The sequence below is a fragment of the Bradyrhizobium genosp. SA-3 genome (genome assembly GCF_004212635.1).
Classification (GTDB): Bacteria; Pseudomonadota; Alphaproteobacteria; order Rhizobiales; family Xanthobacteraceae; genus Bradyrhizobium.
Genome location: NZ_PSRT01000006.1, coordinates 29,339 through 51,907, shown reverse-complemented (window position 1 = coordinate 51,907; position 22,569 = coordinate 29,339). Strand labels below are relative to the sequence as shown.

Below are 22,569 nucleotides of genomic sequence, written 5' to 3'. Positions count from 1 at the left end.
TACGAGCTGGGGGATCCGGGCTTCACAAGGCCACTAATGGGTCAGCAGTATCTCAATCGCCCAAGGGAGCCCAATCGCAAGCGGTGTCAGGCCTTGCTCGAGTAGGAAGCGGAGCTCGTTGTGAGAGAGCGCGTCCGGATCAACGATCGCATATTTGGTGTCGGCCGAGCGCTTGATGATCTGCCGCGCATAGCTACGCAACAGCTGGTCGTTGAAGCGACAGCCGATGAAGAGAAAGGTCTGTCCGGTTCGCCTTTCCTTGACGATGTCCGGAATTGGCGTCTGAATGTCGATTTCGGTCAACGCCTCGACATAGTCAGCGTCGGAGATAAGGAAGTTGTTGGCCGGCTGCACGCTGCCATGCGGCTTGTACAGCACCGTCGCCCAGCTGCCGGCCACGGCACTGTCGACCTCTTGGCCAACTGAATCGTAAAAGCGATACCAGCGGTTCTCCCCAATGCCGACGCGGGTGATGCCCTGCACTTCGCCCCATCCATCGCGCTTACCCAGCGCCGCGCGCATGGCGGCATCATACCAGGCGTCTACTATGACGGGCAGCGACAAGGACGCAAGATGATGGTGCAACCGCGTCGGCTCGACTGGCCGAGCGAAGGCCTGCGTCATCAATGCCGTCACGGCGGACCGATGTTTGCTGATCTCGATATGCTGCGCCGACGCCCACGCATTGCCCCTAGCCCGCCGCGGCAGCGCAACCTTGCTGGCGAAGCCGGCCAACGCCTCTGGTGTGGTCGGAACATCGGATCTGCACAATTCGGCGAGGCCAGGACCGAGATAGGGAACAATGCTCGCGGCCCTCAGGCCGGCAGCGATGTCCACGAGCGTGGCCTTTGCATCGGCCGCATCGACAAAGTCGATCTGCGGGGGCGCCTTCACGGATCGTCCCCGTTCTCGCCCCGTTTTTTAGCGTTGATTGTGATCGGTAACCGTGTGTCGCTCGCCATCTCGGGCAAATCGAGCACCCAGCCATTAGCTACTTTGATCCAGCCGCCCCATAGCGTCTCGTACTCGGATTCCACGATTGGCTCTTCGAGATCCTTTTTTGGCACGTAGATCGACAGGCCCGCGTCCGGAGACCGGCGGATCATGATTTTCACGAGGTCAACTCCCTGACTGTGACGCGGGAGGTGGCGCGCAGGCGAGCCACGATGTCGGACACTGCGCACACGACCTCATCGACCTCCGCGAAGGAGGTTTCACGCGACAGAGAAAAGCGCACCGCGCCGCGTATCCGCCACGCCGGCACCTGCATGGCACGCAGAACATGCGATGGCTGCATTGAGCCGGAGTTGCAGGCTGATCCGATCGACACGGCGATGCCCGCCCGATTGAGATGGTGAGCGATGGCTTCGGCTTCGAGATGATCGAAGGCAATATTGGCCGTGTTCGCTAATCGATTGCTGATATCGCCGAGCGCAACGCACTCGCCATTATGCAAAATTCCCTGCTCAAGGCGGTCGCGCAACGCGCTAATGCGAACGCGCTCCGGTTCGAGCCGCTCCGCCGCAAGCTCGGCAGCCTTTCCGAGGCCGACGATGCCGGGAATATTCTCAGTCCCACCGCGGCGCCCTCGTTCCTGTGATCCGCCGCAGATCAGCGACCGGAATTTTGTCCCTTTGCGCAAATATAGCGCGCCGATCCCCTTGGGGCCGTGCAGTTTGTGCGCGGATAGCGACAGCATGTCGATCGCACTGTCCTTTAGGTTCACGCGCTCCTTACCGATGGCCTGGACCGCATCTGTGTGAAACAGCGCGCCCGCCTCACGGGTCAACCCGGCCAGAAACTCCACAGGAAACATCGTTCCGGTCTCGTTGTTGGCCCACATAACCGAGGCAATCGCTGTGCGTGGCCCGAGCGCGCAGCGAAACGCCTCGATGTCGAGCCGTCCGCGGGAATCTACGGGTACGATGTGCGTCTTGACTCCTCTTGCCGCCAATTGCTCGGTTAGCGCAAGAACGGCGGAGTGCTCTACCGAGGTGGTGACGATCTCGTCGCGGTCTTCCTGCGTCGCAAGCGCAGAGAGGACCGCGGCATTATTGGCCTCGGTCCCTCCCGATGTGAAAACGATTTCATGATCGTATGCGTTCCCTAGCAGGCCCCGCAAGCTACGCCGGGCCTGCCTCAGAGCGACTGCGACCTCGCTGCCAAAGGCATGCGTGGACGAGGCATTGCCGAATTGCTCGGTGAAGAACGGCAACATGGCTTGCACGACGGATGGATCGGTCCGTGTCGTTGCATTGTTATCGAGGTAAATCGGCACTCGATTTTCGCTCAATCCACTGCCTCGCCTGCAGCAGCTACGGGGATCAGGCGAACCAATTCGCCGAGTTTATCGACCAGCCGCGCCTGAATGCCTTCCAGCGTCACCCTCGAAAGCTTACACAACGTGCAGGCACTGGTCAGCCTGACGATGACCCTGCTGCCATCAATTCCGATCAGGTGACAGTCGCCACCGTCGCGTTGCAGATTGGGTCGGATCTCTTCGATTGCGCCGCGAATGCGACGCTCTCGGTCTGTCGCAGTGGACGACGATTGCCTTAGTTGTTCTGGTTCGGCCGGCATGCTTCGATGTCTGCTCCTCATCAGCTCGAACGATTTTTTTCATCAGCTGAACGATTTTCCGCAGGAGCAGTTCGCGGTGGCGTTCGGGTTATGAAAGGTAAAGCCAGAGCTCTCCAGTGCCATCACGAAATCGATGGTCGTACCGACCAGATGCTCACGGCTCTTGTTATCGACGAACACCTTCAGCCCGTCGCATTCGATCACGGTGTCGTCAGGCTTCGCTTCCTCGGCCAGACCCATGTTGTATTTGAATCCATTGCAGCCGCCTGCTTCGATCATGACGCGCACCCCGCCGGTCGGGTGCGTCGACGATGAAATCGCGCTCTTGATTGCATTCACTGCGCTATCCGTCAGGTTGATCACGGCTTTCCCTCATCAGCTTGGATTTAGCTACCAAGGGCAAGTCACGTGCCAGCGCGCAGACGCTTGATGATGCTCACTTTTTCGGATCGCGGCTGTTGGCTTTGGGACCGGTGTCGGGTTCCTGACAAGGCTACTTGAGGCGATCGCAGCCCATTGACGCGTTTTCTTTCTAAGCTACGACGAAGGCCGCGACGCATGCAACGGCAAGCAATTTGCATCGCATCTGGCACCGGCCAAGGCGTCGGTTAAGAGCTTAGATCGAGGAAGAATTTAATGACTGCAATCGAGAACACCGCACTCGGCAGACTTGAGAAGGAGGGCCGCCTGCTCAATGCCGTACTCAAAAGCGGGACTACCAAGCCGGGCCGGTTCGGCTTTCGCGGCGACGTCGCACTAAAATTCCAGACTCAAGTCGCGGACGAGAAACGGCCGCCGGACTATTCGATCGAACAGGTGTTGACGATCGCGCAGGACGGAGAACGCACTATTCCGGTGCTGGCCGGCTACCTGCATTCCTTCGCCTATCTTGCTGACGTCGCGACCGTCCTTGACGGTGCCTTAAGCCCAAACGGCCGCTACTTCATCTTCTGCAACAACATAGATTTGCTCGCGAAATATCGAATCAAGCTCGGTGATATTAATTTCCACGTCCTACCGTGCGATGAATCCACCGTTTGGAAGGAGATGATGGACCTGGTCGGGCTCAACAAGGACGACATCAAGAAGCTCGATCCGGGCGGCAAGCTTGATTACCTCCTCGATGCCGCAAAGGATCTCGATTTGTCCTATGAGGAGATCTCGTACCACGACGGGCTAAAGAGGATGGAGCCCGTGAAAAACCGCAACGAAAACCGGCCGGTCTGAGCGCGGTCTTCAGTTGTTGGGAGATGCATCGTCTTCGACAAGACGCACACCGAGGACACAGATATCACCATCCAGAACCGCCAACGCGATCGGTGTGAGCGCTCTACCCTGACATGGACCTTCGACGCACCGCCCGGTGCCGAGTTCGAAGGTCGAACCGTGCTTGCCGCACATCAGCCGGATACCGTATGGATCGAGGAATTCGTTCCGCTCCCAGTCCAAATTGACGCTGTTGTGCGGGCATTTATTGACATAGCCAAGCACCTTTTTGCCCCAGCGCACCACAATGATGGACCACGGCCGGTGATTGCCGTCATCTTCGACGACCATAAGATGGAATCCCATGGCCTGGCGGCTCGGAATCTCGTTAAAGCCGCAAATCGCATAGATGGGATTTGGCTGCATTCATCGCTCGTTTATTGCAAGACGTTCTTCATTGTCGCTGTGCAATCACCCCTGCAAGAACCCTACAAGTGCCGGAACGGATCGTGTTTCTGGCAATCCAACGCGCAAGCTTCGCCATTGCGGCACACTTCATTGGCCCGGGCGCATAATTCAGACCAATTCGCACGAGCATTGAGCCTTGCTGCCCTTTCCATGCTGGCTGCGCAGCTGCAGCTTTCGCGCTTCAACCTTTCTGGACCATTTGCCGGAGAGCTAACGCGGTGGCTGGTAGCCGCCTTCGCTCACGCAGCTTCGACTGCGCCTGAAACGTGGGTCTGGCAGTTGGCCGGGCAAACCCTGGCGCATGCACCACAGCCGATGCAAGCGCCCTGATCGTTCAGAATCATGACCTTCTTTTCGATTTCATCGTCCTCGTCATTGTCGAGGTCGACAAGTTCGCCCTCCTCGTTGATACCTTTCAAGGTCATGACATCTCGACCGCACACCTTGAAACAGCGGCCACAGCCGATGCACTTCTTGCTATTGATCGAGATCAGATATTCTGGTGTCCAGTTGCGTCCATCGCGCGTTGCAAATGACATGGGTCGGGCCCCTTTTAAGTATTTTCCAGCGCCTTCAAATCATGGCTCTTGCGCTCGAGTTCGGCATAGGCATTGTGCGCCTTCTGCGCCACCACCATGATTGAGGTCCAGTTGACGGGCAATTCTTCCGAAAGATCGTGCAGATCCATCTTGGCTTGTGTCGCCTTGACAGACAGCTTCTTTAGTTCTGCCTTCAGTGTTTCACGATCGCTCATGAGTATCCCCAATAGTTCGCCACGTCCGGAAATTTCCGAATCAGGTCGATTCCGTCGCTGACATATTTGTCGCCCTCCTGCGCGAGCTTTACGAAATTAGGAAATCCGAAGCGATGCACATCGCGCAGCTGCTTGTTCACGGCGATCAGCCGGCCTGAGATGAGCACCATGCGGCCGAAGCCTTCATGATGCAGATCCAGGATCGGCTGGATCATCACACCGGTTTCCCTCTCGATCGAGAGCGCGACCGCATCGAAGAACAGCTTAAGCCGCCACAGCGTATCGGGATCAGGATCACCGATAATCGGCAATGCGCGCCGTTTCTCCTTGTCCAGGATATAGGGTTCGAGCAGGTCAAGATCGCTCTTCGCCTCCCAGGCTCCGTTGGTATCCTGAGCACGCCAAATCTTGATCAACTCCTTGAGGAACGGCGCGTCGACGGCGCTGCCCTGCTGCTCTATTTTTGCGGTCATATCACCTCATTCATCGAACTCGAACGTACACCGTCGGTCCTTTGCCATGGCCTTGCGTAGCCAGGGAGGTGGCGTGCCCTTCAGTACGCGCTCGAGTTTTTCGAGCAACACCAGAATGCTTTCTGGCTTATTCACCTTGATAGGATGGATCTTGTTGGCCACCACTCGCGCAGCCCCGGCACCGCCAATGGCGGCGACGTAAAGGATTGCGCAATCCTTGATCGCCTCGATCTTCGGCGCCAACTTGTCGTCGTTACCGTCTTCCTTAAGATCGCCCTCAAACTCAATCGCTTTGAGAAACACGTGCCCGCCAGGCGTGACATCGTAGATTGCGATATTCTTTGCCCAACCAAAATGGGCATCGACGCGTCTCAGGTCCTGAGTGGCAAATGCGACCTTCATGCAATCGACCTCTCAGCTGCGCCGGTGGAGCTGCGATACCCCGAGCATCGTGGTAGTCCGGCCGCAGTCCGCCATCTATCGGGCGTAGGCTGATCGTTCTCCTCGCGGTGCGCGATCACGAGATTGGCGATTTCGAAGATCAGATTGCGGGTACCACGATAGCCCACGGATAGTTGGTGTCCCGCGCCAAGTCGATCGAACATCGGAAACCCCATACGATAGAACGGCACTTTCAGCCGGGCCGCCGCTTGCCTGCCATGCGAATGCGTGATCAGCAGGTCGCAATGCTTTGTTTTGGCAAGCCCTTCCAGATCCTCGAGATCGCCAATGAGTACCTCCTTGGTCTTGATCCGCTCGATCACCTCCGACTGAGTGGTCGTCACGGCCGCGGTCACGTGCGCGCCCATGTCGTGCAGCATGCCGGACAGATCGAACAGAAGGTCTGGCTCAGCGCCGATCGCAACTTTGCGACCGCCAATATGGAAGTGCGCGTCCAGCATTGCATCGGCGAGCTGACCGCGCTGGCGCCGATATTTCAATGGTATGGGGCGGCCGCTGATCTCGCTCAAGAACGTCATGAATTCGTCGTTCGGACAGAGACCACACAGCCGCTCGAAGACACGAAAAGGCACGTCGGTCTTGACCTGCATGACCTCTGCCGCTCGCCGCATCTGCGCGCCGATTGCAATCGTCCACCCGGCGCGGCCCATGCTCGCAATTTCGTCGACGCCGATGCCGCCGATGGTCGTTGGCGTAAACTCATCGGGGATATGCCCATCGAGCGATCCCGCGAGGTCAGGGAGGAAGGACGGGCACAACCCGAAATCCTCCAATATGACACGGAGTTCATCCAGGTCGCCGGGCGTGAGGTGACATCCCGGCAGAACATTCACCTTCGATGGATCCCGCAGGCCATTGGCGCTGGGCCCTTCCACCAGCACCTCCACAATGCGCGCCACAGCCTTCTCCCAGCCGTCCTGGAACGCGCCCTTGAAATCAGGCGTCGAGACATACACCAGTGGCAACTTTGCAAGTTGCGGATGCTTGCTCCGGATGAGCTTGAGGTAGGCATCCACATCGTCGCCGTTGGTCTCAGTGACACCGGTCGAGCAGATTCCGATGATCTTTGGCTTGGTACGGTTGTAGATGTTCAGTATCGCCTGCTCGAGATTCTCATAGCCGCCGAGTACGGTCGCGACTTCGCTCATCGCGGTGGTCTGCAGCGGTACTGCCTCTTTGAAATGCCGGACAAAGAGCGTGAGCCCGAAGGATGTGCACCCCTGGGATCCGTGCAGAAGCGGCATCGCCCCGCGCAGCCCCATGAAGGCGAATGCGCCGCCGATCGGCTGGCTCATCTTCAGCGGGTTGACAGCGCAGGCCTTTGTCGGCGCCGTGACGATGGCCATGACGCCTCCCCTATTCTGCGGCCTGTCGCATGGCAGATGGCTCGGACACCAAGATACCTTCGATGCGTCTTTGGCAGCAGCCACCGACCGCATTGGTATGCTCTCTGACCGCTGCGACGCTCCTCAGGCCGTGCGCGTAGATTGCATCCTCGATCGTGCCCAGATCGACCGTGTTACACACGCAGATCTTCTTGGCGCGGCGCGCGGTTTCGGCGAGCGTCGGATCACAGTCGATCGCGGCCACCGGCGATTGCATCTGCTCCATCGCCTTGGCCAATGCGTCCCATGGTGCCGGTCGACGTAGCTGCTCCCACATCGGACTGGAGAGCGACTTATCGATCTCCTCCACCAGCTTAACCATTCCGACATAGCCCATATAGGCGTGGCAGCGCTCCTGGTTGATATCGAGCCAGGGCATCGCCGCTTTCAGCGCGACGAACTGCGACTTGCCGCCCGATAGCATGATGTCCGCTTTTGCGTCCTTCAACATCTTGTACATTTCGCGCGGCGTCATGTCCTCGATCATGTGGGCATCCTGCCCCATGAGCTCCTTGATGCGCTCCTTGTCTTCCCTGGTTGATTTCTTCACGCTGGTTCCGACTAACTCAAGCCCGGCTTCCTGGAGTGCCGCAACGACCGACCATGACTTGACGCCGCCGGTAATCAACAAGGCCTTCTTGCCTTCGAATCGTGGCTTGTACGGCTCGATCGCAGCCCAGGCCCACGCCTCCTCGCGCGCGATCACCGCTTCGGTGCGGCGGAGCAGATCTGTCGGCGCGCCGCGTTCAACCAATAAGCGGGCAAGCTGACGCAGCGATTCGCTCGAATCTTGAATACCGTAGAACGACCCCTCGAAGAACGGGATCCCGTAGCGTTCCTCCATCTTGCGTGCGACGTTGATCATGGACTTTGAGCACACCAACATCGCCGCCCGCGCGCGATGAGATGAAGCGACTTCGCGATATTTGCCATCGCCGGAGATGCAGGAGAGAATCCGTATTCCAAGCTCGTCTAGCAATGGCTTCACTTGCCAGAGCTCTCCCGAAAGGTTGTATTCCCCGATCAGGTTGATATCGTACGGCGTGGTGTAGTCCGGTTCTTGCGTCCCGATTACATAGTCGAGCAAAGCCTCGCCGGCGAGCTTATTACCGAGGTTCTTCGAGCCGACGAAGCCCGGGGAATTGATCGGGATCACCGGCTTTGCGAACCTTTGAGATGCTGCCTTACAGACTGCGTTGATGTCGTCGCCGATCATCGCCGGGATGCAGGTTTGATAGACGAAGATGGCGGGCGGGTCGCACTTGTCGATGATCTCCTTGATCGCTTTGCAGAGCCGCTTCTCGCCTCCGAATACAATATCGGTTTCGCTCAAATCGGTTGTGAATGCGGTGCGCCACAGATTCGAGCCGGACGACGCCGCGCCGCGATTGTCCCAGGAATTACCTTCGCACGCGATCGGACCATGCACCAAGTGAGCGACGTCAGTGAACGGCTGCAGCGCAACCTTGGCGCCATCGAAAGCACAGCCGCCGGCGGCGCTACCCGGCTGCAGCTGTTTGGTGCAGCCCTTCTTCCGTTCAGCCTCCGACTTACTGCCATTCTTGGCGCAGCCCGGCTCGTCGAAAATATTTTGGACCGTGGCCGCTAGTGAACTCATCCCTTTTTCCTCTCAGCGCAAACTAATTGCATGGTCAACCGTCGTGTGCTTGTGCCATCGTCGAGTGCTTGGGCGATGGCACGCGCACGGTCGCTCATCAACGAATGATGTCGAAGCTGTAGTCAGTTTTGCCAAGAACGTTTGTCTTCTTGTCGATCTCGTCGAAGATCTTGTCCAGGATCTTCACCAGCACATTCAGGCCGCCCTGATAGCCCCATAGGGGGGAGCGGTGATGGTGATGCCGATCAAAAACCGGAAAGCCGATGCGGATCAGTGGCGTTCCGGTATCACGCTCCAGATACTTGCCATAGGTGTTGCCAATCAGAAAATCGACCGGCTCGGTGAACAGGAGTGAACGCATGTGCCAGAGGTCTCGGCCCGGATAGGCTTGGCACCCCTGCCCAAATGGCGAGCTAGCAAGCAGCGCCTGCATTTTTTCGTGCCACCCCTTGTTGCCGTTGGTGGACAGCACATGGGTCGGTTCGGCGCCGAGTTCGAGCAGAAACGCAGCCAACCCGTAGCAAAGATCCGGATCGCCATAGATCGCGAACTTCTTGCCATGGATATGCGAGCTGGAGTCAGCGATGGCATCGACCAGGCGGCCACGTTCTCGCGCGAGTTGCTCGGGAATTTCCTTGCCGCTGATGCGTGACAGCGCCACGAGAAAGTCATCCGTTGCGGATAAGCCCACCGGGTAGTTGAAGGATACGACGTCCTGCCCATGCTCAGCCACGAATGGCAGCGTTTTTTCGGTGCACCACTGCTGCATGGAGATTGTCGCCTTGGCGTGAACCGCGTTGGCCGCATCTTCCAGCGTCGTGCCGCCGTCATACATCCGGAATTCGCCGTCTGTCGGAGTATCGAAGACTTCAGAATTATCGGCGAGAATCGTGTGCTGGATGCCCATCAACGCCAAGATGCGCTTGATCTCGCGAAGGTTTCCGACGGTATAGCCATCGAACCCACCAATGATGTTGATCGCCCCGTTCGGCTTGCGCTCCAGCTTCGGCGCTGTTCCGGCCTTGCCGTCCCAAAAATGCTCCAGAATGCCCTTGAGCGCATTGTCATAACCGGTGACGTGGCTGCCGACGAACGCCGGCGTGTGGGCGAACGGCACGTCGAAGTCCGCCGGAACCGAGCCTTTCTCTTTTGACGTCTTGATGAAAGCGTTGAGGTCATCGCCGATCACCTCGGCCATGCAGGTCGTGGAGACCGCAATCATCTTGGGTTTGTACATGTTGTAGCTGTTCGCGAGCCCGTCGATCATGTTGTTTAGGCCGCCGAATACTGCAGCGTCTTCCGTCATCGACGAAGAAACGCAGGAGCTAGGCTCCTTGAAGTGCCGCGACAGATGGCTGCGGTAATAAGCCACGCAGCCTTGTGAGCCGTGGACGAAGGGCAGCGTGCCCTCAAAGCCAACAGAGGCGAATACGGCGCCAAGCGGCTGGCAGGCCTTGGCCGGATTTACCGCTAGCGCCTCCCGCGCAAAGTTCTTTTCGCGATATTCGGCCGTCTTCGTCCATTCCTTGATACGTTCGACCTCGGCGGGATCGCGAGGATTCTCGAATATCTTTTTCTTGGCCAGCATCTGCTGGTATTCTGGACCGCGGAACAGTTCGAGATGATCGAGCACGTGTTCGGCACTCTGCGCCATTGTTGAAGTCCTTCACTATCGAGATTGGTATCGCCCCGGCTTTCCCAGAGAGCGAGATGAGTTGCTTTATTCTGCAGCCAGGAGCTTGGCCCTCGAAGCTTCCTTCCAAGGGGCCTTCGTTTTCTTCCAGACCGGCGAGTTGACGGCCATGTCCATGTCGCGCGCAAAGATCGCAAAGCCGTCATAGCCGTGATATGGACCCGAATAGTCCCAGGAGTGCATCTGCCGGAACGGCACACCCATCTTTTGGAAAACGTATTTTTCCTTGATGCCCGAGCCGACAAGGTCAGGCTGGAGCTTTTCGACGAAGCGCTCGAACTCATAGCCATTGACGTCATCGTAGATGAGCGTGCTGTCCTTTACGTAGTGCTGAGCTGTGCGCTGATAGTCGTCGTTGTGACCGAACTCGTATCCGGTGCCAATGACTTCCATCCCGAGGTCCTCGTATGCGCCAATCACATGACGCGGACGGAGCCCGCCGACGTACAGCATCACCGTCCTGCCCTCCAGGCGCGGGCGATATTTCGCGATCACGGCGTTCACCAGCGGTTGGTACTTTTCAATCACCCGCTCGGCGCCTTCCTTAATCTTGTCGTCGAAATAACCCGCAATCTTGCGCAGCGACTCTGCGATCTTTGACGGTCCGAAGAAGTTGTACTCGCACCACGGAATACCGAACTTCTCTTCCATGTGGCGAGAGATGTAGTTCATGGAACGGTAGCAATGCAGAATGTTGAGCTTTGCCTTCGGCGTTGCCTCGAGCTCAGCCAGTGAACCGTCGCCGGACCACTGCGCGATCACCCGCAGGCCCATCTCCTCCAGCAGAATTCGTGATGACCAGGCGTCGCCGCCAATATTGTAGTCTCCGATGATCGCAACATCGTACGGCGTCGGCTCGAACTTTGGCTTGCCGTCGGGCTCGAGCTGGTCGAAAATCCAATCCCGCACCGCGTCGTTGGCAATGTGGTGGCCTAGTGACTGCGACACGCCCCGAAAGCCCTCACAACGGACCGGCACGATGGTCTTGCCGCCATATTCCTTGGATTTCGCTCTTGATACGGCCTCGATGTCGTCACCGATCAAGCCGATCGGGCATTCCGATTGGATCGTGATGCCGTTGTTGAGTGGAAACAGCTCCTGGATTTCGTCAAGGATCTTCACCAGCTTTTTGTCGCCACCGAATACGATATCCTTTTCTTGGAAGTCGGAGGTGAACTGCAGGGTCACGAAGCTATCGATGCCCGTCGTGCCAACGTAATAGTTGCGTCGCGAGCCCCACGAATACTGACCGCAGCCGACCGGGCCATGGCTGATATGGACCATGTCCTTGATCGGTCCCCAGACCACCCCCTTTGACCCTGCATAGGCGCAGCCTCTGATCGTCATCACGCCAGGTATGGATTTGATGTTGGACTTCACCCCGCAGTCAGACTTGCCGGCTTGGTGAACGTTGAGGTGCTTGGCACGCCGTTTCGCGGTTTTCTCCGGATAGACCTTCAGCACCTCCTCGATCAGCTCTTTGTTGCGAGCCCTGATTTCTGCGATGCTCTGGGTCGTGGCGAGACTCATCTGATGTCCTTCAAAGGTTAGCTGTTGCGAGGGCGGCTTCTTGACCAAGACTTTTGCAACCAGCATGCCAGCGTCGCGTGAGCACAAAAAACACAGCAATCAAAATCGCTTAGCGCGCCTCGTGCGGTGAAAGGGGGTGTTGTTGCGAACCCGACATCACGCTTTGGGCAGAGAACTCTTGGTTTGGCCCTGTTCGAAAAGGAACAAGGGCTGGCTATGCGTGAATTGCCCGCCCAATTCTCGAGCGTGTCCGCGATCGCAGTACTCTGCGATCGCGCTCGCCGAAGGCGGCCGTGCAGGAAGACCGGCTGCAAGGCCGGCTGGCCGACACAGGCTTGCCAATGCTATCTATGCTTGCTGAGACCTACAGGTGCTTACCTGCTGCGATGACGATGAGGTGCATGACCTCATCCTCCAGACTTCAATGCGAGCTGCCTCGCCACAGGACGTCGTAGGCTCGCCGAATCACGAGAACAGCTGCCGCGCCTTGATAAGCGCACGCACGAGCACATCAATCTCTTCACGTGTATTGTAAAGTCCGAGCGACGCACGGCACGTCGCCAGCATGCCGAAGCGCTTGAGCAGCGGCATCGCACAGTGGGCCCCAGCCCGCATCGCTACACCGGCGCGGTCGACGACGGTGGCAATATCATGCGCGTGCGCACCCTTCATATCAAAACAAATGATCGGTCCCTTCTCGGCCGGGGTCGCGATCATGCGCACGAAGTTGATATCCGCCAGCCTCTCCTGCGCGTAAGCGAGCAGTACGCTCTCGTGCCTGCGGATCTGCATTTTGCCTATTGAATTGATGTAATCGATAGCCGCGCCTAAACCGATGGCTTCGACGATCGGCGGCGTACCCGCTTCGAACCGGTGTGGCGGATCACCATAAATGACGCCGGAACGCGAGACCTCGCGAATCATCTCCCCGCCGCCATTGAAGGGCGGCATCGATGCCAGATGCTCAGACTTGCCGTAAAGCACACCGATCCCAGTCGGACCATAGAGTTTGTGGCCCGTCATGACGTAGAAATCGCAATCAATGTCGCGGACGTCGGCGCTCAGATGGACGCATCCCTGCGAGCCGTCGACGAGCACCGGGATACCACGAGCATGCGCGATCCTCACCACCTCTTTCACCGGCAACACCGTGCCGAGCACGTTCGACATTTGTGTGATTGCAACCATCTTGGTGCGCGGGGTCAGCAGTCGCTCAAAATCATCGAGCAAAAAGTTTCCGTCATCATCCACTGGCGCCCATTTGATCACTGCACCGAGTCGTTCCCTGAGAAGGTGCCATGGCACAATGTTGGAGTGGTGTTCCATAATCGAGAGAACGATCTCATCACCGGGAGTAATGCGTTCACGGCCAAAAGTCTGGGCGACCAGATTGATCGCCTCCGTGGCGCTCCGGGTGAAGATGATCTCTTCGTTTAAATGCGCGTTCACAAACTGCGCCACCTTGGCACGGGCGCCTTCATACGCCTCGGTCGCCGCGTTAGCGAGGTAGTGCAAGCCGCGATGAACGTTGGCGTATTCGCTGGAGTACACCTGCATCATACGGTCAAGCACCGCGTTGGGCTTTTGCGCGGATGCAGCGTTATCGAGGTAAACAAGCGGCTTGCCGTACACCGTCATGGCCAGCGCAGGAAAGTCAGAACGCAGATGGTTGACCTCGTAACTACCATTGCTCACGGCGGGATGTGCACTCATCGCCCCGCCTGCAGCCAGTGTTCAGCTTGCGCTGCCACAAAATCGCGTAGATTCTCGGAAGTGATCTCCTCAATCGACTCGCCAAGGAACGCTTTAATCAGCAACATCTGCGCATCCTTCTCGGGTAGCCCCCGAGCGCGCAGATAGAATACGAGAGTGTCGTCCAGCGCACCCGATGTCGCTCCGTGGCCGCAGGTCACGTCGTCAGCCAAGATTTCAAGTTCGGGCTTATTGTCGGCCTCGGCCTGGTCCGATAGGAGCAACGCTCGCGTCGTCAGGGTGGCGTCCGTCTTGCGGGCGGCGGGACGAACGACGATTCTGCCCTGAAACACCGAGCGGCCGCAATCGTCGACGACCGCGCGGAACTTCTCCCGACTGGTGCAATGTGGTACGGCGTGGTCGACCACGATCGTTGTGTCGGCGTGCAGCTTGTCCCTGATGAGATTAACCCCATTCGCCGAAAGCTTGGTTCCCTCGCCGGCCAGCGTGATGAATCCCTGATAGCGACTGATGGAGCCGCTGCAGGTCATGCTGAAGAGGTCGAGCTTAGCCTTGGCGCCGACTGCGATGATCGCCGAGGAGATGTTCACGGCGTCGGAGGCATCGGCTGCCACGCGGATATGCGAAAGGCTCGCCTCGTCACCAACCAGGGCGATTATCGCATCGTTGGCTTGATAGCCGCTCGCGCCTTCAGCCGGGACGAAACTTTCGACGATGGCCGCATGCGCTCCTTTACCGAGCTGCAGATAGGAGCGTGTAAAGGTGGACACCGACAGTCCGGTTGCGACGTGAATGATTTGAATTGGACGCTTCACCGCATTGCCATCGGCGACCGTAATCACCAGGCCATCTGTCGCCATTGCGGCATTGAGCGAGATTGCCGGATCGCTCGTCGTCGACAGCACCAGACCGGCCATGGCCGCAGTGGCCGAATTCTCCAGAACCTCTCGCAGCGACCGCACAACGACTTCATTTTCAAGCCCGCCGAAATCGGACAGCTCCGGCGCGAATATGCCATCCACCAAAACGAGCTTGACCGCCTGATCGGCAGCCACTTGCTTGGCCGACACATTTGCGCGCACCAGCGCCTCCGCATCCGGTCGCGGAGCGAGTGGCAGCACCTCGCCGATCAGGGCGCGTAGATCAGTGTATTTCCAATCCTCCATGCGCCGATGCGGGAGGCCGGTACGCTCGTAGAGCTCGAATGCCCTCGCCCGGATTTGGGGGACAGGGCCTGCACCAGGCAGCCGTCCACGCGCCGCAGCGAAAACATTGCCCATTGCGCGTTCGGCGTCGGCTTTGGCAAAAACCTGCTTCATCGGGGAATCCCTAGAGCCGTCAGGCCGCGGCTTCGAATTGGGCGTAGCCACAAGCCTCGAGCTCCAGCGCGAGTTCTTTTCCGCCGCTCTTCATGACCCGCCCTTTCGACATCACGTGCACAATGTCCGGCACGATATGGTCGAGAAGCCGCCGATAGTGGGTGATCACGAGCATCGCTCGTTCCGGCGAACGCAAGGCGTTGATGCCGCTGGCGACGATACGCAGCGCGTCGATATCGAGGCCGGAATCGATCTCGTCCAGGATGCACAATCTCGGCTCGAACAGCGCCATCTGCAAAATTTCATTGCGCTTCTTCTCGCCGCCGGAGAAGCCGACATTGACGCTGCGCTTGATCATGTCCTGGGGAATGTTGAGCGAACCGGCCACCTCGCGGACTCTTTTCAGAAATTCGGGGGTGGAGAATTCCCGTTGGTCGCGCGCCTTGCGCTGGGCGTTCAGTGCCGCCCGAAGGAAGTTCATGTTGGTCACGCCGGGGATCTCGACCGGATACTGGAATGCCAGGAACACGCCCTTGGCGGCACGTTCATGTGGCTGCATCCGCAACAGGTTCTCGCCCCTGAACAGGATTTGTCCGCCGTTGATCTCATAGCCTGGCTTGCCGGCGATGACATGAGAGAGCGTCGATTTACCGGAGCCGTTCGGCCCCATGATCGCGTGTACCTCACCCGCATTGACGTCAAGATCGAGGCCGCGAATAATTTCGCGGTCTTCGACACCAACCTGCAAATCTCGGATTTCGAGTAGCGCCATTCTGATCCGATCCCTGAAATGCGTCATCTGGCGAGCCGCATTCGAGAGGGCTCGCGGGAGGTTTGGTTATCCGACAGATCCGTCGAGCGAGATCGAGATCAGCTTCTGCGCCTCCACTGCGAACTCCATCGGCAGTTTTTGCAGAACGTCCTTGACGAAGCCGTTGACGACGAGGCCGACGGCCTCTTCTTGGCTGACGCCGCGCTGGATGCAGTAGAACAGCACGTCCTCGGAGATCTTCGAGGTCGTCGCCTCGTGCTCGAACGTCGCCGACGAATTTTTGGCTTCGATGTACGGCACGGTGTGCGCGCCGCATTTGTCGCCGATCAACAAGGAATCGCAGGCGGTGAAGTTGCGCGCGCCGGTCGCTTTGCGGTGCGCGGTGACGAGGCCGCGATAGGTGTTCTGCGATTTGCCGGCGGCGATGCCCTTGGAGATGATGCGGCTCGAACTGTTCTTGCCGAGATGAATCATCTTGGTTCCCGAATCGACCTGCTGGAAGCCGTTCGAGATCGCGATCGAGTAGAACTCGCCGCGGGAATTGTCGCCGCGCAGGATGCAGCTCGGATATTTCCAGGTGATCGCCGAACCGGTTTCGACCTGGGTCCAGGAGATCTTGGAATGGTTGCCGCGGCAGTCGCCACGCTTGGTGACGAAATTGTAGATGCCGCCCTTGCCTTCCGAATTGCCGGGATACCAGTTCTGCACCGTCGAATATTTGATCTCGGCATCGTCGAGCGCCACGAGCTCGACCACGGCCGCGTGCAGCTGGTTCTCGTCGCGCTGCGGCGCGGTGCAGCCCTCGAGATAGGAGACGTAAGAGCCCTTGTCCGCGATGATCAGCGTGCGCTCGAACTGGCCGGTGTTGCGCTCGTTGATGCGGAAATAGGTCGACAGCTCCATCGGGCAGCGCACGCCCGGCGGCACGTAGACGAACGAGCCGTCGGAGAACACCGCCGAGTTCAGCGTCGCGTAGAAATTGTCCGACGTCGGCACCACGGAGCCGAGATATTTCTGCACCAGTTCAGGGTGCTCGCGGATCGCCTCCGAGATCGGCATGAAGATCACGCCAGCCTTCTTCAGCTCGGCCTTGAACGTGGTCGCAACCGAGACCGAATCGAAGACCGCGTCGACCGCGATCTTGCGGTTCGGCGTCTGCTCGCCGCCGGGTGGCGGCTCGACGCCCTCGAGGGTCGCGACCTCCCGCAGCGGGATGCCGAGCTTCTGGTAGGTCTTCAGGATCTCCGGATCGATCTCGTCGATCGAGGACAGCGTCTTCTTCGGCTTCGGCGCCGCGTAATAGTAGATGTCCTGGAAGTCGATCTTGGGATAGTCGACGCGCGCCCAAGTCGGCTCGGTCATGGTCAGCCAGCGGCGATGCGCCTCCAGGCGCCATTCCAGCATCCAGGCCGGTTCACTCTTCCTTGCGGATATGAAGCGAACGGTGTCTTCCGACAGCCCCTTCGGGGCCTTGTCGGACTCGATCAGCGTCTCAAACCCATATCGATATTGGTCGACGTCGATCCGCCGGACGCGCTCGACCGTCTCTTGTACAGCTACCATCGCCCGCTCCGCTCGCGCAAGGACAACTCCCGCCGCCGAGGATTGCGCCGCAATCTCTCCGAGCGGACCGCGCAAGTCACGGCCAACTCGGGGCCAGCGAGTGAGAGAAACAGGAGACGGATCCAAAAGGCGGCGGCTGTCGATAGCATCTTCATCATGTTTCGCGCCGGAGCTCCTCTCATCGGCTACTCCACCTATGCTGGCACGCAGGTATCGGGCACCGGGCAAACGACGGCGCATTGCGGCGTGTCAAAATGCCCCTCACATTGGGTACACTGGGTCGGATTGATCACATATATGTCGTTCTTCAGGCTGATCGCGGCATTGGGACATTCGTACTCACACGCACCGCAGACGGTGCACTGGGATGCGATTATCTTGTAGGCCATGACTGCGATTCCATGAGCAAAAGGTGCGGGACAGTTTCTTGCTTTCAAGTCTTGTGCCAGACGGTTTAACCTTGATTCGTCTGGGCTATTTTCGATAAGGCGACTCGCCGCCTCGACACGGTGTCGCAAATCCTACAACGGGCATGACAGCAACTTGATCTCGATGCGGTGGTTTACGCATGGTCGATCTCACGGCAGTCAGCCGATCAGGTGAACCGCGTTAGCCAACCTCAGGGAACGATCTGCGATCCTTCCCATAGCCGCCGTGCCGCGGCTACGATCGAAGCGCCGCGCGACTTCACAAAGTTCTCCGCCGGTGTGTCAGGTCGACCCCGAGCCGCATCTTGTTGGTTCCACTCACCGGGACAGCGGCGGCTTCGGCGACATCACCACGATGAACAACCGGCGCAGTGATCACCGGTCCGGTCCGCGTCCCCACAGCCAGTCAGAAAAGGTCGCGGCGATCGCGCCAGATAAAGTCGCTGAGGTGATCGCGGGCGCCCTGGGGACCCGCGGGACGCATTCTCAATTGCCTTGGATGACTTGGCAAAACCGGCATTCATATGCGCTTTAAGAGGCGAAAGTACATTGTCTCGCATCGTGCGGGCGACTGAAGCCAGGCCTTCGTCTGGTGATCCTCCGCTTCGCTCCGCGTGGCAAATAAATGCCGGCGGCGGTCCAGATCGATGGAGCCGAAAAAAAGCCACCCCGAAGGGTGGCCTAAGTCAGGGAGGAAACGCCCATCACGGGCCTCTGGGATCAGGCCGCAGCCTGTTCGATCGGTGAGAAGGGTAGCCCGAGGCTTTCGGCCACCGCTTTGTAAGTTAGCCGGCCCCGATGGACGTTGAGGCCTGCGCGCAAATGCGGATTTTCGAGCACGGCGGAAAAACCCTTGTTGGCCAGAGCCAAACCAAACGGCAGCGTCGCGTTATTCAGTGCCTGGCTCGAGGTCAGCGGCACGGCGCCGGGCATATTGGCCACGCAATAATGAATGACGCCATCCACTTCGTAAGTTGGCTCAGCGTGAGTGGTTGGGTGCGATGTCTCAAAGCAGCCGCCCTGATCGATAGCGACGTCCACGAGCACCGCCCCCTTGCGCATCGAGCTCAGCATGCTCCGGCGGACCAGCTTCGGCGCGCTCGCACCTGGAACGAGCACCGCACCAATCACCACATCCGCCGCAAATACCTCTTCCTCCACGGAGTCGATGGTCGAAAACCTGGTGCGAACGCGTCCTTCGAAGAGCTCGTCCAACTCGCGGAGCCGGAGTATCGAACGGTCGATGATGGTCACCTCTGCGCCCAGACCGACCGCCATGCGTGCCGCGTGCGTGCCAACGACGCCACCTCCGATCACCACGATTCGGGCCGGCTGAACACCGGGTACCCCGCCGATCAACAGCCCTCGTCCGCCTGCACTCCGCTTCAGGGCGCTACCCGCCGCTTCGATCGCAAGCCTACCCGCGACCTCGCTCATCGGCGCCAGCAGTGGAAGACCACCATGCGCATCAGTTACGGTCTCATAGGCGATCGCGGTGCATCCAGATTTCAGGAGGCCCTTGGCCTGATCCGGGTCGGGGGCCAGATGCAGATAAGTGAACAGGATCTGATTTTCCCGCAGCTGACACCATTCGGACGGCTGAGGCTCCTTAACCTTTACGATCATCTCGCTCGATGCGAATACCTCAACTGCGGAAGTTAGAATCGTTGCGCCAGCATTGCGATAATCGTCATCGGTTGCACCAATGCCAGCGCCGGCATTGGCCTCGATCATCACGCGGTGGCCCGCTGCCACGTATTCGCGGACAGCTCCAGGGGTAAGGCCCACGCGATATTCGTGCGCCTTGATTTCCTTGGGGACTCCGACCTTCATTTGAAAACTCCCTGCCTGAAGCGCCTTTCTAATCGGAAGCGCGCAGCGATATTGCGACCCAGCCGTCAAAATGGCGCAGGAATTCAGCGATATTTGACAAGCTTCGCAGGATTTCAAACCCACGGGTGCCGAGCGGATCGCGTGACCATGCTCGCTGAGCTTAACCGTCGAAACTGCGCGATGGCGGTGAATCGTTTCGAATTGCGTTCTCGGCTCGTGGAAAAGCTAACAACCGAAATCCAGCCTCGCCGAAACTTGTTAAAGAGCGAAGATCGCAGTCTGCCGGTTGGGCAGGATTGCCCATAGAAGGGATCGTTTCCAGAGTTGATGGCTGATGGCCATTGATCATAAATTTGGTTTCCAAAAAACTGGACGTTGCGCAGCGTGTTCAACAGATCCGAGGCAATTGTTCGCCCCACAGCCAATCGACGATTCGTCGGCCGCCGAAACCGGTCGCCATCTGCACAAATTTCCGATCGTCAGCCACCGCCTCGCCAATATCAGCTGCATCGGACCCGAGCGGGTGCGCCTTCATGGCCGCAAGCACGGCATCGGCCAAATCAGGCGCGACGATCGCAACGAGCTTGCCCTCATTGGCGACATGGACCGGATCGAGTCCAAGGAGTTCGCAGGTAGCCGCAACCGCGGGCTTCACCGGAATGGATGCTTCCTGCAGGCGGAACCCGAGGTCGGATTGATGCGCAATCTCGTTGAGGGTCGCGGCGAGCCCACCGCGCGTGGGGTCGCGCATCACCCGGATGCCGCCACCGCCGGCGGCAACCATGACCGCTACGAGGTTATGCAACGCTGCAGAATCCGAGACGACCTCGGTTTGAAAAGCGACGTTCTGCCGTTTTGACATGATCGCCACCCCATGATCGCCGAGGCTACCGGACACCAGCACACGGTCCCCGACCCTTGCCTTGTCGGCGGAGAGATCGAGCCCATCGGCCACAATCCCGATCCCGGTCGTAGAGATGAACAGACCATCCGCCTTGCCGCGCTCGACGACCTTGGTGTCCCCGGCAATGATGTAAACGCCGGCCCCGCGCGCTGCCGCGCCCATCGAATCCGCGATCGCCTTCAGATCCGAAAACCGGAAGCCCTCCTCGATGATAAAACTGGCCGACAGATAGAGGGGACGCGCGCCGGACATTGCGACATCATTGATCGTGCCGTGCACAGCCAGTGACCCGATATTGCCGCCGGGAAAGAACAGCGGCGAGACCACATAGCCGTCGGTCGTCATCACCATCCTGCCTGCCGCAACGTCAAACGCCGACTGATCATTGCAGCGGGCGAGCCATTCATTACCAAAGGCTTTGTGAAAAAGGCCGGAGATCAGCTGTGCCATGGCACGGCCCCCGGATCCGTGGGAAAGATCAACCCGTCCGTTCTCGACGTCGAGCTTGCGTTGATAGGCCTTTACGCTCATGACGTCCGCCTCAACTGTTCATCGCGCACTCGGCCATAGGTCCAATACGCCGCACAAGCGCCTTCCGATGACACCATGCAGGACCCTATGGGAGTTTCCGGCGTGCAGACGGTTCCAAACAGCTTACAATCGACCGGCCGCTTGGCGCCACGCAGGATCGCGCAGCACTCGCACGCCGGATTGTCTGCGACACGCAGGTCGTGGATCGCAAAACGCGTCTCGGCGTCGAATTGCGTGTAAGCCCGCTTCAGCTTCAGTCCGCTGTTGGGTACGAGTCCGAGCCCACGCCATTCAAACTGCTCACGCAGTTCGAATATCTGCACTACCTCCTCCTTGGCGCGCCGATTGCCTTCGCGTGTCACTGCACGGCTGTATTGGTTCTCCACCTCGTAGCGGTCTTGGTTCACCTGCCGCACCAGCATCAGGATCGCCTGCATCACGTCGAGGGGTTCAAATCCCGCGATCACGATAGGCTTCTCGAATTGTTCCGCCAGGGGCTCGTAGGGCTGCGTACCGATAATGGTGCTGACATGTGCAGGCCCGATGAAGCCGTCAATTGGGACCCCGCCGGTGTTGCGGATCTTCGGGTTCTCGAGAATGCTGTGCATTGCAGACGGTGTAAGCACGTGGTTGCAGAACACGCTGAGGCCCTTCAGCCGCTTCTTCTCGGCAATTCGGATCATCACCGCCGTCGGGGGCGTCGTGGTCTCAAATCCGATGGCAAAGAAGACCACCTCGCGGCTCGGCGCCTGTTCGGCGAGCCGGATAGCGTCGAGCGTCGAGTAGACCATCCGAATGTCGGCACCGAGCGCTTTGGCTCGCAACAGGGACTGTCCTTGCGACCCAGGCGCGCGCATCAGGTCGCCGTAGACGCACAGAGTGACCTCTGGTCGCTCGACGAGGCGGATCGCCATGTCGATGCGGCTGGCGGGCAGAACGCAGACGGGACAACCGGGCCCGTGGATCATGCGGACGTTCGCGGGCAGCAGATCCTCCAGGCCGTAGCGGGAGATCGCATGAGTGTGTCCGCCGCAAAATTCCATGAACCGATAGGCTCTTTGCGAACTGACCTCGGCGCCAATCGCACGCGCAATTCCCTGCGCGATGGCCTTGTCGCGAAATTCGTCGGCATATTTCATGGTCGGCGTTCCCCTGCGCTACCTAGCTCCTGCAGGAGCTCCAGCGTGCGCTTGGCTTCCGTCGGATCGATCTTGGCCAGCGCATAGCCGACATGGACAAGGACGCAATCGCCGACCTCGAGCTCGTCGATGAGAGCAATCGATATCTCCAGGCTGATGCCATCGATGGACACCATGGCCATGTCGTTGGGAAGAATT

24 protein-coding genes are annotated in these 22,569 nt (G+C 58.9%); 1 reads left to right on the top strand and 23 read right to left on the bottom strand.

Going from position 1 to position 22,569, the window contains the following annotated elements:
- Positions 1–33: 33 nt before the first annotated feature.
- The 5 genes from CWO91_RS03040 to CWO91_RS03020 are packed head-to-tail and all read right to left on the bottom strand — an operon-like array spanning position 34 to position 2,943.
- The gene (locus tag CWO91_RS03040) at positions 34–894 is read right to left on the bottom strand and encodes an SIR2 family NAD-dependent protein deacylase (RefSeq protein WP_130212182.1); all 861 of its coding nucleotides are present in this window, start codon (positions 892–894) and stop codon (positions 34–36) included.
- Positions 891–1,115 (bottom strand): putative nitrogen fixation protein NifT, encoded by a 225-nt coding sequence (gene nifT, locus CWO91_RS03035; protein ID WP_018319613.1) that lies wholly within the window; start codon positions 1,113–1,115, stop codon positions 891–893. The genes CWO91_RS03040 and nifT overlap by 4 nt, the downstream gene beginning before the upstream one ends.
- Entirely contained in the window at positions 1,112–2,293 is a 1,182-nt protein-coding gene (gene nifS / locus CWO91_RS03030) for a cysteine desulfurase NifS (protein ID WP_130212181.1), read from the bottom strand. The genes nifT and nifS overlap by 4 nt, the downstream gene beginning before the upstream one ends.
- Entirely contained in the window at positions 2,290–2,580 is a 291-nt protein-coding gene (locus CWO91_RS03025) for a NifU family protein (RefSeq protein ID WP_130212180.1), read from the bottom strand. Before CWO91_RS03025 ends, nifS begins: the two co-directional genes overlap by 4 nt.
- Positions 2,581–2,622: 42 nt before the next feature.
- Positions 2,623–2,943, bottom strand: coding sequence for a HesB/IscA family protein (locus tag CWO91_RS03020; protein WP_091881683.1), 321 nt, complete (start codon positions 2,941–2,943; stop codon positions 2,623–2,625).
- A 273-nt stretch (positions 2,944–3,216) separates the two neighbouring features.
- Between CWO91_RS03020 and CWO91_RS03015 the strand changes: the two genes are divergently transcribed.
- Positions 3,217–3,807 carry a hypothetical protein gene (locus tag CWO91_RS03015; RefSeq protein WP_130212179.1) on the top strand — a complete coding sequence of 197 codons (591 nt, stop codon included), beginning with the start codon at positions 3,217–3,219 and terminating at the stop codon, positions 3,805–3,807.
- A gap of 9 nt (positions 3,808–3,816) precedes the next feature.
- Here the strand turns inward: CWO91_RS03015 and CWO91_RS03010 are convergent, their stop codons facing one another.
- The 18 genes from CWO91_RS03010 to CWO91_RS02925 form a co-directional block, all read right to left on the bottom strand.
- Positions 3,817–4,212 carry a Rieske (2Fe-2S) protein gene (locus CWO91_RS03010; protein WP_018319617.1) on the bottom strand — a complete coding sequence of 132 codons (396 nt, stop codon included), beginning with the start codon at positions 4,210–4,212 and terminating at the stop codon, positions 3,817–3,819.
- Between the two features lie 281 nt (positions 4,213–4,493).
- Complete coding sequence (gene fdxB, locus CWO91_RS03005; protein ID WP_018319618.1) at positions 4,494–4,793, bottom strand: ferredoxin III, nif-specific; 300 nt, start codon at positions 4,791–4,793, stop codon at positions 4,494–4,496.
- Positions 4,794–4,807: 14 nt separating this feature from the next.
- Complete coding sequence (locus CWO91_RS03000) at positions 4,808–5,008, bottom strand: CCE_0567 family metalloprotein (protein WP_018319619.1); 201 nt, start codon at positions 5,006–5,008, stop codon at positions 4,808–4,810.
- Entirely contained in the window at positions 5,005–5,481 is a 477-nt protein-coding gene (locus tag CWO91_RS02995) for a NifX-associated nitrogen fixation protein (RefSeq protein WP_091881680.1), read from the bottom strand. The genes CWO91_RS03000 and CWO91_RS02995 overlap by 4 nt, the downstream gene beginning before the upstream one ends.
- A 6-nt stretch (positions 5,482–5,487) precedes the next feature.
- The gene (gene nifX, locus CWO91_RS02990; protein ID WP_091881677.1) at positions 5,488–5,883 is read right to left on the bottom strand and encodes a nitrogen fixation protein NifX; all 396 of its coding nucleotides are present in this window, start codon (positions 5,881–5,883) and stop codon (positions 5,488–5,490) included.
- Positions 5,880–7,289, bottom strand: a complete 1,410-nt coding sequence (gene nifN, locus CWO91_RS02985; protein ID WP_091881673.1) for a nitrogenase iron-molybdenum cofactor biosynthesis protein NifN — start codon at positions 7,287–7,289, stop codon at positions 5,880–5,882. Before nifN ends, nifX begins: the two co-directional genes overlap by 4 nt.
- Before the next feature lie 10 nt (positions 7,290–7,299).
- Complete coding sequence (gene nifE / locus CWO91_RS02980; RefSeq protein WP_018319623.1) at positions 7,300–8,946, bottom strand: nitrogenase iron-molybdenum cofactor biosynthesis protein NifE; 1,647 nt, start codon at positions 8,944–8,946, stop codon at positions 7,300–7,302.
- A 97-nt stretch (positions 8,947–9,043) separates the two neighbouring features.
- On the bottom strand, positions 9,044–10,600 hold the full coding sequence (gene nifK, locus CWO91_RS02975) for a nitrogenase molybdenum-iron protein subunit beta (RefSeq protein ID WP_130212178.1): 1,557 nt from the start codon (positions 10,598–10,600) through the stop codon (positions 9,044–9,046).
- A 66-nt stretch (positions 10,601–10,666) separates the two neighbouring features.
- Positions 10,667–12,169 (bottom strand): nitrogenase molybdenum-iron protein alpha chain, encoded by a 1,503-nt coding sequence (gene nifD / locus CWO91_RS02970; RefSeq protein WP_130212209.1) that lies wholly within the window; start codon positions 12,167–12,169, stop codon positions 10,667–10,669.
- A 465-nt stretch (positions 12,170–12,634) separates the two neighbouring features.
- Positions 12,635–13,882 (bottom strand): cysteine desulfurase, encoded by a 1,248-nt coding sequence (locus CWO91_RS02965; RefSeq protein ID WP_130212177.1) that lies wholly within the window; start codon positions 13,880–13,882, stop codon positions 12,635–12,637.
- Positions 13,879–15,201 carry a Fe-S cluster assembly protein SufD gene (sufD, locus tag CWO91_RS02960; protein WP_130212176.1) on the bottom strand — a complete coding sequence of 441 codons (1,323 nt, stop codon included), beginning with the start codon at positions 15,199–15,201 and terminating at the stop codon, positions 13,879–13,881. Before sufD ends, CWO91_RS02965 begins: the two co-directional genes overlap by 4 nt.
- Before the next feature lie 19 nt (positions 15,202–15,220).
- Positions 15,221–15,973, bottom strand: coding sequence for a Fe-S cluster assembly ATPase SufC (gene sufC / locus CWO91_RS02955; protein WP_130212175.1), 753 nt, complete (start codon positions 15,971–15,973; stop codon positions 15,221–15,223).
- Between the two features lie 66 nt (positions 15,974–16,039).
- Positions 16,040–17,536, bottom strand: coding sequence for a Fe-S cluster assembly protein SufB (gene sufB / locus CWO91_RS02950; protein ID WP_130212174.1), 1,497 nt, complete (start codon positions 17,534–17,536; stop codon positions 16,040–16,042).
- A 194-nt stretch (positions 17,537–17,730) separates the two neighbouring features.
- Positions 17,731–17,925 carry a 4Fe-4S dicluster domain-containing protein gene (locus CWO91_RS02945; protein ID WP_091881649.1) on the bottom strand — a complete coding sequence of 65 codons (195 nt, stop codon included), beginning with the start codon at positions 17,923–17,925 and terminating at the stop codon, positions 17,731–17,733.
- Between the two features lie 759 nt (positions 17,926–18,684).
- Positions 18,685–19,797, bottom strand: coding sequence for an alanine dehydrogenase (gene ald, locus CWO91_RS02940; protein ID WP_130212173.1), 1,113 nt, complete (start codon positions 19,795–19,797; stop codon positions 18,685–18,687).
- A gap of 388 nt (positions 19,798–20,185) precedes the next feature.
- Positions 20,186–21,232 carry a hydrogenase expression/formation protein HypE gene (gene hypE, locus CWO91_RS02935; protein WP_130212172.1) on the bottom strand — a complete coding sequence of 349 codons (1,047 nt, stop codon included), beginning with the start codon at positions 21,230–21,232 and terminating at the stop codon, positions 20,186–20,188.
- Positions 21,229–22,371 (bottom strand): hydrogenase formation protein HypD, encoded by a 1,143-nt coding sequence (hypD, locus tag CWO91_RS02930; protein ID WP_130212171.1) that lies wholly within the window; start codon positions 22,369–22,371, stop codon positions 21,229–21,231. The genes hypE and hypD overlap by 4 nt, the downstream gene beginning before the upstream one ends.
- Positions 22,368–22,547: a HypC/HybG/HupF family hydrogenase formation chaperone gene (locus tag CWO91_RS02925; protein WP_349643559.1), complete on the bottom strand. Its 180-nt coding sequence runs from the start codon at positions 22,545–22,547 to the stop codon at positions 22,368–22,370. The genes hypD and CWO91_RS02925 overlap by 4 nt, the downstream gene beginning before the upstream one ends.
- Positions 22,548–22,569: the final 22 nt, after the last annotated feature.

Excerpts from the sequence above, each read along its gene's own strand:
- CWO91_RS03025 (WP_130212180.1), bottom strand. The coding sequence starts at position 2,580 with ATGCCGGCCGAACCAGAACAACTAAGGCAATCGTCGTCCACTGCGACA.
- CWO91_RS03015 (WP_130212179.1), top strand. The coding sequence starts at position 3,217 with ATGACTGCAATCGAGAACACCGCACTCGGCAGACTTGAGAAGGAGGGC.
- CWO91_RS03010 (WP_018319617.1), bottom strand. The coding sequence starts at position 4,212 with ATGCAGCCAAATCCCATCTATGCGATTTGCGGCTTTAACGAGATTCCG.
- fdxB (WP_018319618.1), bottom strand. The coding sequence starts at position 4,793 with ATGTCATTTGCAACGCGCGATGGACGCAACTGGACACCAGAATATCTG.
- CWO91_RS03000 (WP_018319619.1), bottom strand. The coding sequence starts at position 5,008 with ATGAGCGATCGTGAAACACTGAAGGCAGAACTAAAGAAGCTGTCTGTC.
- CWO91_RS02995 (WP_091881680.1), bottom strand. The coding sequence starts at position 5,481 with ATGACCGCAAAAATAGAGCAGCAGGGCAGCGCCGTCGACGCGCCGTTC.
- nifX (WP_091881677.1), bottom strand. The coding sequence starts at position 5,883 with ATGAAGGTCGCATTTGCCACTCAGGACCTGAGACGCGTCGATGCCCAT.
- nifN (WP_091881673.1), bottom strand. The coding sequence starts at position 7,289 with ATGGCCATCGTCACGGCGCCGACAAAGGCCTGCGCTGTCAACCCGCTG.
- nifE (WP_018319623.1), bottom strand. The coding sequence starts at position 8,946 with ATGAGTTCACTAGCGGCCACGGTCCAAAATATTTTCGACGAGCCGGGC.
- nifK (WP_130212178.1), bottom strand. The coding sequence starts at position 10,600 with ATGGCGCAGAGTGCCGAACACGTGCTCGATCATCTCGAACTGTTCCGC.
- nifD (WP_130212209.1), bottom strand. The coding sequence starts at position 12,169 with ATGAGTCTCGCCACGACCCAGAGCATCGCAGAAATCAGGGCTCGCAAC.
- CWO91_RS02965 (WP_130212177.1), bottom strand. The coding sequence starts at position 13,882 with ATGAGTGCACATCCCGCCGTGAGCAATGGTAGTTACGAGGTCAACCAT.
- sufD (WP_130212176.1), bottom strand. The coding sequence starts at position 15,201 with ATGAAGCAGGTTTTTGCCAAAGCCGACGCCGAACGCGCAATGGGCAAT.
- sufC (WP_130212175.1), bottom strand. The coding sequence starts at position 15,973 with ATGGCGCTACTCGAAATCCGAGATTTGCAGGTTGGTGTCGAAGACCGC.
- sufB (WP_130212174.1), bottom strand. The coding sequence starts at position 17,536 with ATGGTAGCTGTACAAGAGACGGTCGAGCGCGTCCGGCGGATCGACGTC.
- CWO91_RS02945 (WP_091881649.1), bottom strand. The coding sequence starts at position 17,925 with ATGGCCTACAAGATAATCGCATCCCAGTGCACCGTCTGCGGTGCGTGT.
- ald (WP_130212173.1), bottom strand. The coding sequence starts at position 19,797 with ATGAAGGTCGGAGTCCCCAAGGAAATCAAGGCGCACGAATATCGCGTG.
- hypE (WP_130212172.1), bottom strand. The coding sequence starts at position 21,232 with ATGAGCGTAAAGGCCTATCAACGCAAGCTCGACGTCGAGAACGGACGG.
- hypD (WP_130212171.1), bottom strand. The coding sequence starts at position 22,371 with ATGAAATATGCCGACGAATTTCGCGACAAGGCCATCGCGCAGGGAATT.
- CWO91_RS02925 (WP_349643559.1), bottom strand. The coding sequence starts at position 22,547 with ATGGTGTCCATCGATGGCATCAGCCTGGAGATATCGATTGCTCTCATC.